Below are 15,210 nucleotides of genomic sequence, written 5' to 3' on the forward strand. Positions count from 1 at the left end.
CAAGAGATGAGTCGAGGGGCCGGCTTGCTCGCCGGATCAAGCGCGCGTTAGGGACAACGTCCGCACGCTGCGTGCATTGGCTGGCATGGGGACTGACGGTGCATCGCTCACGTGCGACAGACATGCGTTGCCTGACGCCGTCGCAAGACGACATGGCGCTGGCACTGCCATGGCAGTGTCCCGGCAGGGGCGTGCTCAGCGCCTCGCGAGTTGAGCGGCCCAACAGGCCTCGCGTCCGGTCGCTGCAGTTTAAATGCGAACTGCGTCACGTAAATCGGGACGGCGCCGACAGGCTATCGGGGCGATCCCTACGATGGATTCCCCCGCCACGTCGGCCTCCGGGCGCAACCGTTGCAGGTCAGTGCAGGATCGAAGTGCGGCAGAGTTCGAAGCAATCGATCTGGACAGTACGACGCCTTGGCAGACCGCAGTGAAGCTGTCATCGTCGAGCTGTAGTGGCCTGCGCAGCCCTGGCGCAGCGTGTCGTGCTCAGTTCCGGCCGCCGCCGCACCGCGCGACGGTTGAGGCTTCATGCCGAAAGTGTGGGCGGCGGTCCAACCGGTCCTGACGCGTCAGGCGCTTGGCGTCGCCAGCACGCGGCGCTTGGCCATCACGCTTCGGATCGCGGTCAACAATTGCTCCGGGGTGTAGGGCTTTTCGAGGAAGGCTACGCCGTCGGGCAGGATCTCTTCGACATATTCCACCGCCAGGCCGGAGGTCAGCAGCACCGGCAGGTTGTACGGTGCATGTGCCGTCTTCAGCGCCAGGTCCACACCGGTCAGGCCGCCTGGAAAATGGATGTCGGAGAACAGCACGTCTACGCGCGGGTCGCTTTCGATCAGGGTCAGCGCTTCCTCGACCGAGCCGGCACTGCGGCAGGTAAAGCCATAGCTTTCCAGGACAAGGCAGCTGAGTTGTCGGGTGCCGTCGCCGTCCTCGACAACGAATACAACCGGCCGTTCCTTGTTCTGTGACATGAGCACGTCTCGTAAGGCAGACCACATTCTCAGCGATGCGGCAGTGAACCCCTCGTCAACGCAGACGGAGCCGTATGGTTACCAGCCGAACGGGCCCGGACCATAGCCGCCGGGGGCGTAACGTGGGCCGAAGACCGGGCCTTCGCCGCGCCCGACGCTGATGCTGACGCCGATCTGGTGCGCCTTGCCGTCATCGTCGTAATAGGTCTTGCAGGAATTCAGATTGGCGGCCTGCCAGTTGCTGTTGCCGCCGCGACTGGAGTAGCCCATGCCGGTCTCCACAGCGCCATGCAGCTTGCCCTGGCATTGCTCGGCGCGTTCGGCAGCGATTGATGCCGCACTCGGGCGCGCCAGGGCAGGCCGTGGCCCGCTCTTGTCGCCGTAGTAGGTGCCCGGCGGGTCGGTGCTGTATTCCGGGTCGGACCGATACTGCACCGGGGCCTGCGGAACGCTCAGGTCTAGCGACCGCGCGCTGGCGGGCTCGGCGCCGCCGTCGCCAGTCTGGGCGAGCGCGCTGCCGGCAGCAAACAGAATGGCCAGGAAAAGCAGGCTGCGTTTCATCGGGTGGACTCTCATCAAGAGGGACTGACAGCGCGTGCTGGATCGCCTTGTGAAACTAGCAACGGCCGATTGAATGCGCGCTGTCGATTCCGTGGATTTTTTGCGCCGGCGCCGCCACCGTAATGACGCACGCTATTGCATCAACCCTGCTCGCGCACGATCTCGATCAGTTGCGCGCCATAGCGCGCCAGTTTGCCGCCGCCGATACCGCCGACGCGCGACAGTGCGTCGATGCTGGTAGGCCGTTGTTCGGCGATATTGCGCAGGGTGCTGTCGTGGAAGATCACGAAGGCCGGCACGTTCTGCTCCTTGGCCAGTTCTGCGCGCAGGCCGCGCAGGGCATTGAACAGCACCAGGTCCTGCGGTTGCACGGGCAGGCCGGTGCGCTGCGCGCTGCGCTCGCGCCCGGCGGCCGGGTTCTCGCGCCGCATCATCACCTGACGCTCGCCCTTGAGCACCTGACGGCTGGCATCGGTCAGGCGCAGGCCGCCATGGCCTTCGCTGTCGACCTCAAGCAGGCTGGCCGCCACCAGTTGGCGGAACACGCCGCGCCAGGTGCGTTCGTCCAGATCGCGGCCAATGCCATACGTGCTCAGCTGGTCGTGGCCGAGCTGCTTGATGCGCTCGTTTTCGCTGCCGCGCAGGATGTCGATCAGATGGCCCACGCCGAAGCGCTGGCCGCTGCGATACACACAGCTGAGCGCCTTCTGCGAGGCAACGGTGGCGTCCCAGGCGGCGGCGGGCGTCAGGCAGTTGTCGCAGTTGCCGCAGGGCTTGGGGTAGGTCTCGCCGAAGCCGGCCAGCAGCACCTGGCGGCGGCATTGCATGGATTCGCAATAGCCCAGCAGGTGGTCGAGCTTGGCGCGCTCCAGGCGCTTGCGCTCCTCGGCCGCTTCGCCCTGTTCGATCATCTGCTTGAGCAGCACCACATCGCCCAGGCCGTAGCAGAGCCAGGCTTCGGCCGGGTCGCCATCGCGGCCGGCGCGGCCGGTTTCCTGGTAATAGCCTTCCAGCGACTTGGGCAGGTCCACGTGCGCCACGAAGCGCACGTCCGGCTTGTCGATGCCCATGCCGAACGCGATTGTGGCGGCCATGATGATGCCGTCCTCGCGCAGGAAACGGCGCTGGTTTTCGGCACGGACCTCGGCCGGCAGGCCGGCGTGGTAGGGCAGGGCATTGAAGCCCTGCGCGCACAGCTGCTGGGCGGTCTCTTCGACCTTGCGCCGCGACATCGCGTAGACAATGCCGGCCGAGCCACGATGGCGGGTGAGGAATTCCTGCAGCTGTTTGCGCGCGTTGTCCTTCTGCACCACGGTGTAGCGGATGTTGGGGCGGTCGAAGGAGCTGACGAAGTGGCGCGCCTCGACCAGATCCAGGCGCTCTGCGATTTCGCGCTGGGTGGGCGGGTCGGCGGTGGCGGTCAGCGCCATGCGCGGGATGTGCGGCCAGCGCTCGTGCAGCACGGTGAGCTGGCGGTATTCGGGGCGGAAATCGTGGCCCCACTGCGATACGCAGTGCGCTTCGTCGATGGCGAACAGCGCGATGCGGCTGCGTTCCAGCAAGGACAGGAAGCGCTGGGTCAGCAGGCGCTCCGGTGCGACATAGAGCAGGTCCAGATCGCCGGACAACAAGGCACGCTCCACCCGCTGCGCGTTTTCTGCATCCAGCGTGGAGTTGAGGAACTCGGCGCGCACGCCGAGCTGGCGCAGGGCTTCGACCTGATCCTGCATCAGCGCGATCAGCGGCGAGACCACGATGCCGATGCCATCGCGCAGCAGTGCCGGCACCTGGTAGCACAGCGACTTGCCGCCGCCGGTAGGCATCAGCACCAGGGCGTCGTTGCCGGCAGCGACGTGTTCGACAATGGCCTGCTGCGGGCCGCGGAAGTCGTCGTAACCGAAGACGCGGCTGAGCAGTTCGTGAGTGGGGGAAGACATCCGCTTAGGATACCGTGCGGGTCAAGCCCGGGTGGCTGTCATGCCTGCAGTGTTGCGGACTGGCGAGTCGGGGAACGCCGCGATGCGAGCGTGTGCGCCGAACATTCCCTAGAAGGGGGCGTCCGGCGTTGCGTCTGAAACGACCCTGACTCCCGCCGTACCCTCACCCCAACCCCTCTCCCGGCGGGAGAGGGGCTCAAACCCGAAGGGCGAAGCCCCAAGGGTTTACTGCAGCAGCGAGCGCAGCATCCAGGCGTACTTTTCGTGGGTCTGCAGGCGCTGGGTCAGCAGGTCCACGGTCGGGTCGTCGCCGGCGTCGTCGGCGGTGCCCAGCACCTTGCGGGCGGTGCGGCAGACCGCTTCATTTCCGCTGACCAGCTGGCGCACCATTTCGCGCCAGTCGGCGCTGTCGCTCAGGCCCGGTTCTTCCGGGATCGAGGTCAGCGCGACGAATTCGCGATACGAGCCCGGCGCGTTGTAGCCCAGGGCGCGGATGCGCTCGGCCACTTCGTCCAGCGCGCCCCACTGCTCGGTGTACTGGGTCTCGAACATGGTGTGCAGCGAGTTGAACATCGACCCGGTGACATTCCAGTGGAAGTTGTGGGTCTTCAGATACAGGGTGAAGGCGTCAGCCATGTAGCGGGCCAGACCGTCGGAGATCTGCTTGCGATCGGTGTCCTTGATCCCGATATCGATATGCGGCGCCGAGGCGGCTGCAACCGGCAGGGCATCGTTGACGATGACGGGCTTGTTGGCGTTCTTTTTCTTGGACATGGAATGGTCCTTCTGAGGGTTGGTGTCTGACAGAACAGTTATGGCGTCACAATAGACAGGCTAAAGGATCAAACGTCATTCAATCTTTCACATTTTCCGATCAATGAGCGCTATCGATACCGACCTTGCCAATACCTTGCGCGAGCGCCGCCGTGCCGTGGATGGCGCGATGAGCCGCGACCGTGGCCGTTTGCTGGGCCTATGGTCGCGCTGGCAGGGCAAGCCCGGCAATGTGCAGGTGCGCGAGGCGTTCGAGCAAGCCCTGGCGGCATCGCAGGCACAGCGCCAGGCGCGCGCCGAGCAGCTGCCCGCCATCACGCTGGACGAGCAGCTGCCGATTGCGCGCGAGGCCGAACGCATCATTGCGCTGATCCGCGACCACCAGGTGGTGGTCATTGCCGGCGAGACCGGCTCGGGCAAGACCACCCAGTTGCCCAAGCTGTGTCTGGCGGCCGGGCGCGGTACGGCCGGCATGATCGGCTGTACCCAGCCGCGCCGGATTGCCGCGCGTGCGGTGGCGGCACGCGTGGCCGACGAGTTGAAGACCCCATTGGGCACCACGGTGGGCTTCCAGGTGCGCTTCACCGACCGGGTGAGCGAGCAGTCGCGCATCAAGTTCATGACCGACGGCATCCTGCTGGCTGAAATCGCCAGCGACCGTTGGCTGTCGTCCTACGACACCATCATCGTGGACGAGGCGCACGAGCGCAGCCTCAACATCGATTTCCTGCTGGGCTATCTCAAGCAATTGCTGCGCAAGCGCCCCGATCTGAAGCTGATCGTCACCTCGGCCACCATCGATACCGAGCGCTTCGCCCAGCACTTCAACAATGCGCCGGTGATCAGCGTGGAAGGGCGCACCTTCCCGGTGGAAGTGCGCTACCGCCCGTTGGAGGGCGAGGCGGGCGGCGAGGAGGACGACGGCAACGGGCGTGACGGCGAACGCACGGTCAACGATGCGATCGTGGCGGCCATCGATGAAATCACCCGCATCGACCCGCGTGGCGATGTGCTGATGTTCCTGCCGGGCGAGCGCGAGATCCGCGATGCGCATCATTCCCTGGAGCGGCGCAAATACCGCGACACCGAAGTGGTGCCGCTGTATGCGCGGTTGTCGGCGGCCGACCAGGACCGTGTCTTCAACCCCGGCCCGCGCCGACGCCTGGTGCTGGCCACCAACGTGGCCGAGACCTCGTTGACGGTGCCGCGCATCCGCTATGTGGTGGACCCGGGGTTTGCGCGGGTCAAACGCTACAGCCCGCGCCAGAAGCTGGACCGCCTGCACATCGAGCCTATTTCGCAGGCCAGCGCCAACCAGCGCATGGGCCGCTGCGGACGCATCGCCGAGGGCATCTGCTACCGGCTGTATGCCGAAGCCGACTTTGCTGCGCGCCCGGCGTTCACCGACCCGGAGATCCGGCGTTCGTCGTTGTCGGGCGTGATCCTGCGCATGTTGCAGCTGGGGCTGGGGCGGATCGAAGACTTTCCGTTTCTGGAAGCGCCGGACGAACGTGCGGTGGCCGATGGCTGGCAGCAGCTGCTGGAACTGGGTGCAATCGATGCCGAACGCCGTCTGACCGCCATCGGCAGGCAGATGGCGCGCCTGCCGGTGGACGTCAAGCTGGCGCGCATGCTGGTGGCCGCGCAACAGCATGGGTGCCTGCGCGAGATGATCATCATCGCCTCCTTCCTGGGCATCCAGGACCCGCGCGAGCGCCCGCCCGAAGCACGCGAGGCCGCCGACAACGCGCATGCGCTGTTTGCCGATGCGCGTTCGGAATTCGTCGGCATCCTGCGCCTGTGGGAAGCGTACCGGCAGGTGCACGAAGATCTCACCCAATCCAAGTTGCGCGACTGGTGCGGCCGGCATTTCCTCGGCTTCTTGCGCATGCGCGAGTGGCGCGAACTGCATCGTCAGTTGCGGCTGCTGTGCGAGGAGCTCGGCTGGAGCGAAGAGCCGGCCACCGCGGTGCTGGCGCCGCTGCTGGCCGGTGCCAGTGCGCCGGCACGCGACGACGGCCACAACGCCAACCGGCCCACGCGCGGGCAACTGCATCGCGCCGCGCGCCTGGCGCGCGAAGGCAAGCCCGATCCCACCGCGCCGGCGCTGCAGCGCACGCCCGCGGCGGCAAGCCGGCAGGCCGACGCGGCCGAGGTGTCGGCACGCACCAGCGAGCGCGAACGCGCGGCCGCCTATCAATCGCTGCATCGCGCGCTACTGGCCGGCCTGCCCACGCAGATCGGCCACCGCACCGAAAAGGGCGACTTTCTGGCGGCGCGGCAGCGGCGGTTCGTGCCATTCCCCGGCTCGGCCCTGGCGCGCAAGCCGCCACCGTGGATCCTGGTGGCCACGCTGCTGGACACCCAAAAGGTCTGGGGCATGACCAACGCGGCGATCGAGCCGGACTGGGCCATCGCCGAACTGGGGCACCTGCTGGCGCGCAAGCACTTCGATGCGCATTGGTCGCGCGCCCAGGGGCAGGTGGTCGCTTCCGAACAGATCAGCCTGTTCGGCCTGGTGCTGGCACCGAAGAAGCCGGTGCACTACGGCAAGATCGACCCGGCCGGCGCACACGAGTTGTTCGTGCGCCAGGGCCTGGTGACCGGCGAGATCAACACGCGCGCGGCCTTCGTCGCCGACAACCTCAAGGTGCTGGAGCAGGCACGCGAAGAAGAAGCAAAGCTGCGGCGTGCCGGCATCATGGCCGACGAAGGCTGGCAAGCGCGCTGGTATCTGGACCGCATCCCGGCCGAACTGCATTCGGCCAGCGGGCTGGATGCGTGGTGGAAGACCCTGCCGCCGGACAAGCGCCGCAGCCTGCATTGGAGCTTGAACGACCTGCTGCCGGGCGAAGGCAGCGAGGCGGACCGCTTTCCGAAGTATTTCCCGCTTGGCGATGCGCGGCTGCCGTTGCACTACCGCTTCGAGCCGGGTGCCGTCGATGACGGTGTCACCCTGGAGGTGCCGCTGCACCTGCTCAACGCGCTGGACCCGGCGCGCCTGTCGTGGCTGGCACCGGGCTTTGTGGCCGACAAGGCGTCGGCGCTGATCCGCAGCCTGCCCAAGGCGCTGCGGCGCAATTTCGTGCCGGCGCCGGACTTCGGGCGTGCGTTCTACGAGGCCTACAGCCTGCCCTCGGCCGACGATATCCGCGGCGAGCTGGCGCGGTTTTTGTCCAAGGCCACCGGTGTGCAGGTGGCGGCGCTGGATTTCGATGAGGAGTCACTGGACACGCATCTGCTGATGAACCTGCGCCTGCGCGACGATGACGGCAAGGTGCTCACCGAATCGCGCGATCTGGACGGGCTGCGCGCGCGCTTCGGCGAGGGCGCCGGCCAGGCATTTGCCGCGCGGGCCGGGCGTGCGCTGGCCGCCGAAGGTTTGCGCGACTTTCCGGCCGCCGCGATCCCCGAGCAGGTGGCCGGCGAGGCCGGTGTGCCGGCCTATCCGGCCTTGGTGGATCAGGGCGACAACGCGGCGCTACGCATCTTCGCCGACCGCAACGAGGCGGCGCGCGCGCATCCGCGCGGGGTGCGGCGTCTGCTGGAAATCGCGCTCGCCGACAAGATCAAGCAGGCGCGCAAGCAGTTGCCGGTGTCGCCCAAGACCGGCTTGCTGTACGCGGCCATCGAATCGCAGGAGCGCCTGCGTGGCGATCTGGTCGATGCCGCGCTCAATGCGGTGCTGGCCGAGGGGCTGGCTGCGATTCGCGACCCGGCTGCATTTGCGCAACGTCGCGACGATGCCACCAAGCGGCTGTTCGGCGAGGCGATGGCGCGGCTGACCCTGGCCGAAAGCATCCTGGGGGCAGTCGCCGAGCTCAAACCCCTGCTGGAAGCGCCGTTGATGGGCTGGGCACGCGGCAATCTGGACGACATGGAGCAGCAGTTGCGTGCGCTGGTGCATGCCGGGTTCTTGCGTGACACGCCGGCCGAGGCGCTGGCCAACTATCCGCGCTACCTCAGGGCGATGATCCTGCGTACCGAGCGGGCCAAGCGCGACCCGGCGCGCGACCAGGCGCGCATGCTCGAACTCAAGCCCTTCGTGGATGCGCTGGATGACGCGGCCGCGCGCGGCTTGCAGCAGCGCGAGGAATGGCAATCGCTGCGTTGGGATCTGGAAGAGCTGCGTGTGTCGGTATTTGCGCAGGAACTGGGCGCCAAGTCGGGCGTGTCTGCGAAGAAGTTATCGCAGCGCGTCGCGGCGCTGCGGAGCTGAGCGGCATTTGATTTATGGCAGCGCGTTGCCCGTCGTCGGGTGCGCACGCCGAACCAGGAACGCACCCCCAGCAGGCCGGCCGCTCCGATCGCATCGGGCGGCCGGCGCGGCGTGCAGTTCACATGGCCGAAGCGTCGTGGCGCGGTGTCGGCGGTGCGGTCGGCGGCAACGGCTTATACGCACGCACAAGACACGCAGCAAGCCCGCGCCGGCTGCCAACCCATCAAGCAATGGCCGCACCGACCCATGGCCGGTGCGGCCGTTGCCTGCCCGTTTCAGAACTTCACATGCAGGCTGGCCATGTAACGGCGCCCACTCCTGTAACGGCCGGCCAGGTGATCCTTGTCGCCCAGATACTGCAGGTATTCTTCATCCAGCAGGTTTTGCGCATCCACCTGCAGCGACCAGTTGGGGCTGAAGGCATAGCCGATGCTTGCCCCCAATTCGGCATAGTCGTCCACGCTGGCCGGTGCCGCGCCGGCGACATAGCCGCCGGCCAGATAGCTGTCGCGCCAGTTGTAGGTAAGCCGCGCGTTGAGCGGGCCTTTCTCGTAGTACGGGCTGAACGCCACGCTGTTGCGCGATTGGTAGGGCAGGGCGTCGCCGGTGTTGTTTTCGCCGTTGGCGTAAGTGTAGTTGGCGGTCAGGCCGAAGCCACTGTCGCCGAACGGTTGCTGGAAGGAAATGTTGAAGCCCTTGACCTTGCCGTCGCCGGCATTGCGCGGCCGCTGGATGCTGTAGTCGCAATAGCCGTCGGCGGTACAGCCGTTGCTGCCGAGCAATTGCGCCCAGCTTTGCGGCGCGGTGTCGCGGAGCGCGTTGTACTGGCGCTCCACGCTGGCGCTGGTGTCGATGTAGTTGTCGATCTTCTTGTAGAACACCGACCAGGCCACCACCGATTGCTGCGCGAAGTAGTACTCGGCCGACAGGTTGAAATTCCACGATTCGTAGGGCGACAACTCCGCGTTGCCGCCGCTGCCGGTCAAGGTGGTGTCGTTGAGGAAGGTGTTGTTGACCATCTGGTTGTAGGGCGCCCAGGCGATCACCTTGGCGGCCGCAAAGCGGAACACCCAATCGTCGGCAGCGTCGTACGACAGCGTCAGCGAAGGCAGCAGAAAGTCTTCCTTGCGGGTGCGGGTCTGCCACAGGCTGTCGGCATTGGCCAGCGAGGGCGTGCCGCTGTAGACGAAACCGCTGCCCTCGGTCTTGGAATCCACATAGCGCACACCCAGGTTGCCGCGCACACCGCCGCCGGAAAAATTCAGCTGCGCATAGGCTGCGTTGTTGGTCTGCTCCAGCGCCCAGCTGTTGTTGAGATAGCTGGCCGGATCCGGTGCGCCGTAATCGACCGGGCTGTTGCGGATCCAGTTCAGCACATTGTTACGGCCCGCCTGCACATGCCGGCCGTGATCGGGATGGAAATCCTGCAGATTGGTGAGCCCGATCGTGCCGACATCGGCCAACGTGCCGGGGGTCACTCCGCCGTAGACATTGAGCTCGAAGCGCTCCTCGTGTTTGCCATGGCGCACGCCCAGCAGCAATTGGTTGAACACGCTGTCGAACTGCAGGTTGAGGTCCAGCTGGCCGTAGGTGTCCTTGCTCTCAGTGGAGAAGATGCCGTTGTTGCCGAACCAGCCGCCGGCCGAGCCCCAGTTGGCCGGGTTGCGCGCCGCCGCAGGGTCGTCGAAGCGGATGCCACGGCGGGTGTCCCAGCTGAAGCCGCCGTTGTAGAACGGTTCGATGAAGTATTGCGACAGATCGGTGTTCTCCGATTTGCTCTGGCCCACCTGTCCGTTCAAGCCCCAGCCGTCGCCGCGGAACGCGCCGCGCAGGTCCAGGCCCTTGGTGGTGACTTCCGATTCGCGCACGTTGTTGTCGTAGATCACCGTGCCGCCGAGCGGATCGGCATTGGCGCTGGAGTGGCCGCTGGTCACCACGCCATTGCGCACGCTGCCCAGCTGGTCCACCGCCGCCACCGTGCCGGCGTTCCAGGTGAGAAAGCTGTACATCGACTGGTTGTAGTTGTCGAAATTCTCATTGATGTACAGGCCGCTCAGGTTGAACTCCAGCGCATCGCTGGGCTTGAGTTGCAGGTTGACCACGGCACTGTCGCGCTCACGGTCCTGCTGGAACCAGGCGGCATTGATCGAGTTGGGTACGTCCGCATCGGCCGGCACCGTGCCTGCTGCATTAGGGAAGCTACTGGCCGGCGCGTAGCCGAAGACTTCCATGCCACGGCGGTCGACGCGCTCTTGGTAATGCTGCGCGGAGACCGCGATACCGAAGGTGTCTGCAGCGTTCTTCCAGCTGTAAAGCAGCGCCGCGTTGGGTTTGCCCGTGCTGGCCTGGTCGCTGTAGCTGTAGCCGATGGAACCGGCAATCTCGTTGGCCTCCAGGTCCAGCGGCTGGCGCGTATGCATCAGGACCGTGCCGCCCAGGCTGCCTTCGGTCAGTCGCGCCTCGGAGGATTTGAGGATTTCCGCGCGGCCCAGGATTTGCGGTGCCAGCAAGGTGTAGTCGAAACCGCGGCTGGGTTGTTCGCCGTACAGCCAGATCGCCTGCGCCACCGGGTGGCCGTCCAGGAATGACAGGTTGAGGCTGGGATCGGTACCGTCGATGCTCACGCGTTCGCCTTGTCCGAAGCGGCGATCCAGGGTGACGCCAGGAATCTGCGACAGCGCTTCGGCCACGTTGGTGCTCGGGAACTTGCCGATGTCCTCGGCAGTGATGGCCTCGGAAATGCCCGTGTTGTTGCGTTTGGTGTCGAGCGATTTTTCCAGGCTGGCACGGATGCCGACCACCTGGACCGCATCCAGGTCGGTGGCGTGCTGACCATCGCTCTGCTGGGCATGCGCACTGAATGCCAACGACAACGCAATCGCACTGGACAGCAGGGTGGTGCTGTATTTCATGATGTCTCTCCTCATCACGCACAGGGATGGACGGCGGGCGGCTGCTCGCCGGATGCGGGGTGTTGCCGCCGCGCGTTCTCGACACGCGCGGCAGATCGCCTACGACACGTCAGCGTGGTGCTGCAGGTACCAATTGGCCGCACCGAGCACGCCCAGTTGCCCGTGCTCGACCAGCTTGACCGGGATGCGTTCGAGCACCTCGCGCATGTTGCCCTTGGCCAGGAAGCGCGCACGGAACTGGCTGGTGGTCAGGAAGTGCCCGATCGTCGGCAGGATGCCGCCGGCCAGATAGACGCCGCCCGCGCCATAGGCCAGCGCCATGTCGCCGACGGCATGCCCGAGCAGCGCGCAGAACACCTGCAGGCATTCGCCGGCCAGCGCGTCGTCCTCGTGCAAGGCGGCCTGGGTGATGGCGGCAGGCAACTGATGACGTGGCGCGGCGCCATGGAGTTGGCAGACAGCGGTGTAGAGCCGGAGCAGACCGGGGCCGGACAGTACGTGCTCCAGCGGCAGGTAGTGCTGACCGCGCAACAGGATGCGCAGCAGCTGCAGTTCGTGGTCGTGGGTGCTGGCCAGCGCGACCTGGCCGGCTTCGGTGGCCAGCACCAGCGGTCTGGGTGGGGCATCGATCCAGACCGCCGCGCCCAACCCGGTGCCGGGGCCGACCACCAGGATCGGGCCGGTGCTGCGGACATGCCGGGGCGTGGGGCCGCTCAGCTGCAGCACCGCACGCGGCTCCATGTGCGGCGCCGCGTAGGCGACGGCTTCGAAATCGTTGACCAGGTGCACGCTACGCAGCGCCAACGTGGTGCGCAGGCGCTTGGGCGACATGCTCCACGGCAGGTTGTTGCTGATGAAGGTGTCCTCGTCCAGCGCAACGCCGGCGCTGGCGATGACCACCGCCTCCACACGACTCACCTGCGGCAGGAACTCGGCAAGGATGGCGTCGAGGCTGGCGTATTCGGCGCAGCGATAGGTGCGGTAGTGCGACAGCTCCACCGCGCCGTCGTCGGCCTGCATCACGTGGGCAAGCCGGACATGCGTGCCGCCGACATCGGCCGCGACGAAGCCGGTGGCAGCGGATACCGCGGGCGAGGCAGAAGCGTGAGCAGAACGCGAGGTCGCAGCCACATGCAGTCCTTTGATCCGTCCGATTGGCCGATGCCATCAGCGCGTCACGGCTGTTTAGGAGTTGGTGACAACGATGTCAATGGTCAAGTCGGGTTGGATCGATCTTGCTGGCGGGCTCAAGTGCCAAATCGGGGCCTGGGAGTGGTTCTGTGCGGACTTCGTTGCGCAAGTCGGTCAAGAGTGTCCACTTGGTCAACCGCAGCGGTGGCGCCCGTCGACAGCAAGCCAACCTGGACGTCGCCATCGGTGCGCACGCAGCAGGTGTGGCTGCAGTTGGCCGTCGCCGCGACAGCACGCAGGCAGGTGGAATGGCGACCTGCGCAGTGACCGCGACGACATCTCAATGCCGTTCGGAAGCCGCGGGCAGCAGACGTACACGCGGATCAGCACCGCCCAACGCTGCGCTTCGCTGGCGACACCTGCGGCAAACGCTGTCTCCGCCAAGTTGGCGGTGCACGACATCAACGTGTAGCGGCACTGCTCGCCATGCCCGGCAAGGTGCTGCAGGCGGCGTTGTCGGTCGGCGGCGCCTGCTGCGGATACTGCTGTTTGCCGAGGATGTAGGTCTGGCTGGTAGCCACAAAGCCATCGGCATAGGTGGCTTCGACGAAATACGCGCTCCAGCCGGTCTCGGGCACCTGCACCGGCACGGCGATCGTGTGACCGCGCCCCGCAACGAGCGGACTGGCGTGATAGCGGATGCCGCAGGCGTAGCGGAAATCGCGTGCCTGCGGGTTGCTGGCCGTCCACAGTTGCAGCTGCGTCGGTCGCTCGGAAGACCGCAGGCGGATCTGCGGCGCGGCGCCCCTCCGCAAGGTATCGCTCAGCTGCGGAAGCGGGCGCTGTTGCTGCAGCCGGGTCACGAAGGGCACCAACGTGTCGACGACCGCGGCACGGATGCCGTTGTGCGCGCTGTTGGGCACCACACGCAAGGCCTTGCTGCCAGGCAGCGCCGCATAGAAGAACTGCGTGTTGTCGGGCAGGAAAAAATCATCGCCGCTGGCGTTGACGATGTATTTGGGCACCGAGAGCCGCTTGCGGTACGGCGAGTGCAGATAGCTCAGCGGGTCCTGCAGTTGCACCAGCTGCGCAAACGCCGGCGTCTGCAGCTGCGTGGTGATGCCTTGCCGGGCGTAGGCATTGAATGCAATCGGCCAGTTGCCCCCGTATGTCCGGTACATGTGGTCCAGCACCGCCGGCATGTTGAGGATGTCGATCACGAACGGCACCACGGCTTCGACGCGCGGGTCGGCGATCGTGGCATGCCAGCTGGCCCAGCCGCGCTTGGACGCACCGGCAAGGATGAAGCGGTGGATCTTCAGCGGCGCCAGCTCACGCTCGGCCAGGCTCATGGTGCGTGCGATCGCCGCGGCCATGGGCACATGCAGCGGCATGGTCTTGCGTTGCTGTGGCGCCTTGAGAAACAGCGACCAGGTGTAGGCGACGCTGTCGTCCTCGCGCCGTGGCGCGGCGTCGCCCTGATAGCGCAAGGCCTGATTGGGAATGTCGCTCAATGCGATGACCACGGTGCGGCTGCGTTGCGCCAGCGCAGCCAGCGCCTCCGGCGGCAACTCGCTGGCCGGCTGCGCCGCGCCGCCGTCTGCCGGGTGACGCGTGCCGTTGGTGGAGATCAGCACCGCGCGGGTCGGCAAGGCATCGGACGGCACATAGATCGCCACATCGTGCTGCCAGACGGCCGGCGTGACACGCGCCTCAGGCGACCAGGTCTGCGAGGTGAGCAGGTAGTCGCGCCGTTCCACGCCAGCAACGCGGCTGGTACCCACCCGCGTGTAGACCAGCGGCTGTTGTTCCACCGCGTCGTGATAGCAGACCAGGGCCTGATCAAACCCGACCTCCGGCGAGGTGGCGCATCGCTCGGCGGCGGTAGAGGCCAACGCCGGGCAGGAGAGCAGGGCCAGCAGGGCAAGACCGCAACGTGTCATCAAGCGCATCGGTGTCCTCCGAAAGCGGTGCAACGCGCCAGCGCAGTCATGGGCAGGTCGAGCGGAAAGCACATGGCGCGCCGGGACGTGATGGCAAGTCTTGCACGTTACGGACGTCCGGGTCGCGGTGCCAAGGCCGCCAGCGGGTTGGGACGAAGGCCACGCTGCCATTGCACGGCAGGAGGCACCCATGCCGCGCCGTTACCCGTGCTTACTTGATTCGCCGTACCTTGGCCGGGGTGTTGTAGCCCTCGATCTGCAGATACCAGACGCCGACCAGGCCGGGCTTGATCCTGACCTTGGGGGACGCCTTGCGCACGCCGGACAGGCTGGCGGCGTCGGTCTGTTCCCAGTCCTGACCATTGGCCAGCGTGTAGACGCGGCCCTTGGAGAAGCCCTTGAACTCGCCGACGATGCTGCTTTCGATCGGCTCCTTGCTGCCGAAATCGAAGAAGCCGCGGTTCTTGACGATGACTTCCTGGCGGCCGGCCTCCTTGGCCTGCTCGACCACCACGGCCGCTTCCTTGGCCACCTTGCCCTGCAGCCAGTCGTTGAGCGCGGCCAGTTCGCTGGCGTCGAGCTTGTCCAGGCCGGCGGCCTTGAACTGCTCGGCGCTCATCTGCGACTGCAGATCGCCCTGGACGGCACGCTGCGCCAGGGCCGGGGTGGCAGACAACGCAAGGGTCAGGCAGACCAGCAGGGGAATGCGGCGCGCGCGCGACATGGAAGCCATCCAGGAGGAAAGAGGTGGCTAGT

At 66.4% G+C, this 15,210-nt stretch carries 9 protein-coding genes; 1 reads left to right on the top strand and 8 read right to left on the bottom strand.

Features of this window, described 5'->3' with window-relative positions:
- Positions 1 to 572 precede the first annotated feature (572 nt).
- The 4 genes from OZ10_RS00460 to OZ10_RS00475 form a co-directional block, all read right to left on the bottom strand.
- Entirely contained in the window at positions 573 to 977 is a 405-nt protein-coding gene (locus tag OZ10_RS00460) for a response regulator (protein ID WP_039410969.1), read from the bottom strand.
- A 78-nt stretch (positions 978 to 1,055) separates the two neighbouring features.
- Positions 1,056 to 1,538, bottom strand: a complete 483-nt coding sequence (locus OZ10_RS00465; RefSeq protein ID WP_039410971.1) for a hypothetical protein — start codon at positions 1,536 to 1,538, stop codon at positions 1,056 to 1,058.
- 140 nt (positions 1,539 to 1,678) lie between these two features.
- Positions 1,679 to 3,475, bottom strand: coding sequence for a DNA helicase RecQ (recQ, locus tag OZ10_RS00470; RefSeq protein ID WP_039410973.1), 1,797 nt, complete (start codon positions 3,473 to 3,475; stop codon positions 1,679 to 1,681).
- 225 nt (positions 3,476 to 3,700) lie between these two features.
- Positions 3,701 to 4,249, bottom strand: a complete 549-nt coding sequence (locus OZ10_RS00475) for a Dps family protein (RefSeq protein ID WP_039410975.1) — start codon at positions 4,247 to 4,249, stop codon at positions 3,701 to 3,703.
- A gap of 103 nt (positions 4,250 to 4,352) precedes the next feature.
- On the opposite strand from OZ10_RS00475, the gene hrpA reads away from it, so the two are divergent.
- Positions 4,353 to 8,468 carry an ATP-dependent RNA helicase HrpA gene (gene hrpA / locus OZ10_RS00480; protein ID WP_039563639.1) on the top strand — a complete coding sequence of 1,372 codons (4,116 nt, stop codon included), beginning with the start codon at positions 4,353 to 4,355 and terminating at the stop codon, positions 8,466 to 8,468.
- Positions 8,469 to 8,743: 275 nt separating this feature from the next.
- Here hrpA and OZ10_RS00485 read toward each other — a convergent pair whose 3' ends face one another.
- From OZ10_RS00485 to OZ10_RS00500, 4 genes are all read right to left on the bottom strand, one after another.
- Positions 8,744 to 11,380, bottom strand: a complete 2,637-nt coding sequence (locus OZ10_RS00485; protein WP_039563640.1) for a TonB-dependent receptor — start codon at positions 11,378 to 11,380, stop codon at positions 8,744 to 8,746.
- Between the two features lie 99 nt (positions 11,381 to 11,479).
- The gene (locus tag OZ10_RS00490; protein WP_039563641.1) at positions 11,480 to 12,511 is read right to left on the bottom strand and encodes a glucokinase family protein; all 1,032 of its coding nucleotides are present in this window, start codon (positions 12,509 to 12,511) and stop codon (positions 11,480 to 11,482) included.
- Positions 12,512 to 12,972: 461 nt separating this feature from the next.
- Complete coding sequence (locus OZ10_RS00495; RefSeq protein ID WP_039410984.1) at positions 12,973 to 14,463, bottom strand: PhoPQ-activated pathogenicity-related family protein; 1,491 nt, start codon at positions 14,461 to 14,463, stop codon at positions 12,973 to 12,975.
- 202 nt (positions 14,464 to 14,665) lie between these two features.
- Positions 14,666 to 15,178: a hypothetical protein gene (locus OZ10_RS00500; RefSeq protein ID WP_039410986.1), complete on the bottom strand. Its 513-nt coding sequence runs from the start codon at positions 15,176 to 15,178 to the stop codon at positions 14,666 to 14,668.
- Positions 15,179 to 15,210: the final 32 nt, after the last annotated feature.

Origin of the sequence: Xanthomonas cannabis pv. cannabis, from assembly GCF_000802365.1 — a bacterium.
In the GTDB taxonomy this organism is placed as follows: Bacteria; Pseudomonadota; Gammaproteobacteria; order Xanthomonadales; family Xanthomonadaceae; genus Xanthomonas; species Xanthomonas cannabis.

What these genes read in the sequence shown, in the direction of transcription:
- OZ10_RS00460 (WP_039410969.1), bottom strand. Translation starts at nt 977, where the DNA reads ATGTCACAGAACAAGGAACGGCCGGTTGTATTCGTTGTCGAGGACGGC.
- hrpA (WP_039563639.1), top strand. Translation starts at nt 4,353, where the DNA reads ATGAGCGCTATCGATACCGACCTTGCCAATACCTTGCGCGAGCGCCGC.
- OZ10_RS00495 (WP_039410984.1), bottom strand. Translation starts at nt 14,463, where the DNA reads ATGCGCTTGATGACACGTTGCGGTCTTGCCCTGCTGGCCCTGCTCTCC.
- OZ10_RS00500 (WP_039410986.1), bottom strand. Translation starts at nt 15,178, where the DNA reads ATGTCGCGCGCGCGCCGCATTCCCCTGCTGGTCTGCCTGACCCTTGCG.
- recQ (WP_039410973.1), bottom strand. Translation starts at nt 3,475, where the DNA reads ATGTCTTCCCCCACTCACGAACTGCTCAGCCGCGTCTTCGGTTACGAC.
- OZ10_RS00485 (WP_039563640.1), bottom strand. Translation starts at nt 11,380, where the DNA reads ATGAAATACAGCACCACCCTGCTGTCCAGTGCGATTGCGTTGTCGTTG.
- OZ10_RS00475 (WP_039410975.1), bottom strand. Translation starts at nt 4,249, where the DNA reads ATGTCCAAGAAAAAGAACGCCAACAAGCCCGTCATCGTCAACGATGCC.
- OZ10_RS00465 (WP_039410971.1), bottom strand. Translation starts at nt 1,538, where the DNA reads ATGAAACGCAGCCTGCTTTTCCTGGCCATTCTGTTTGCTGCCGGCAGC.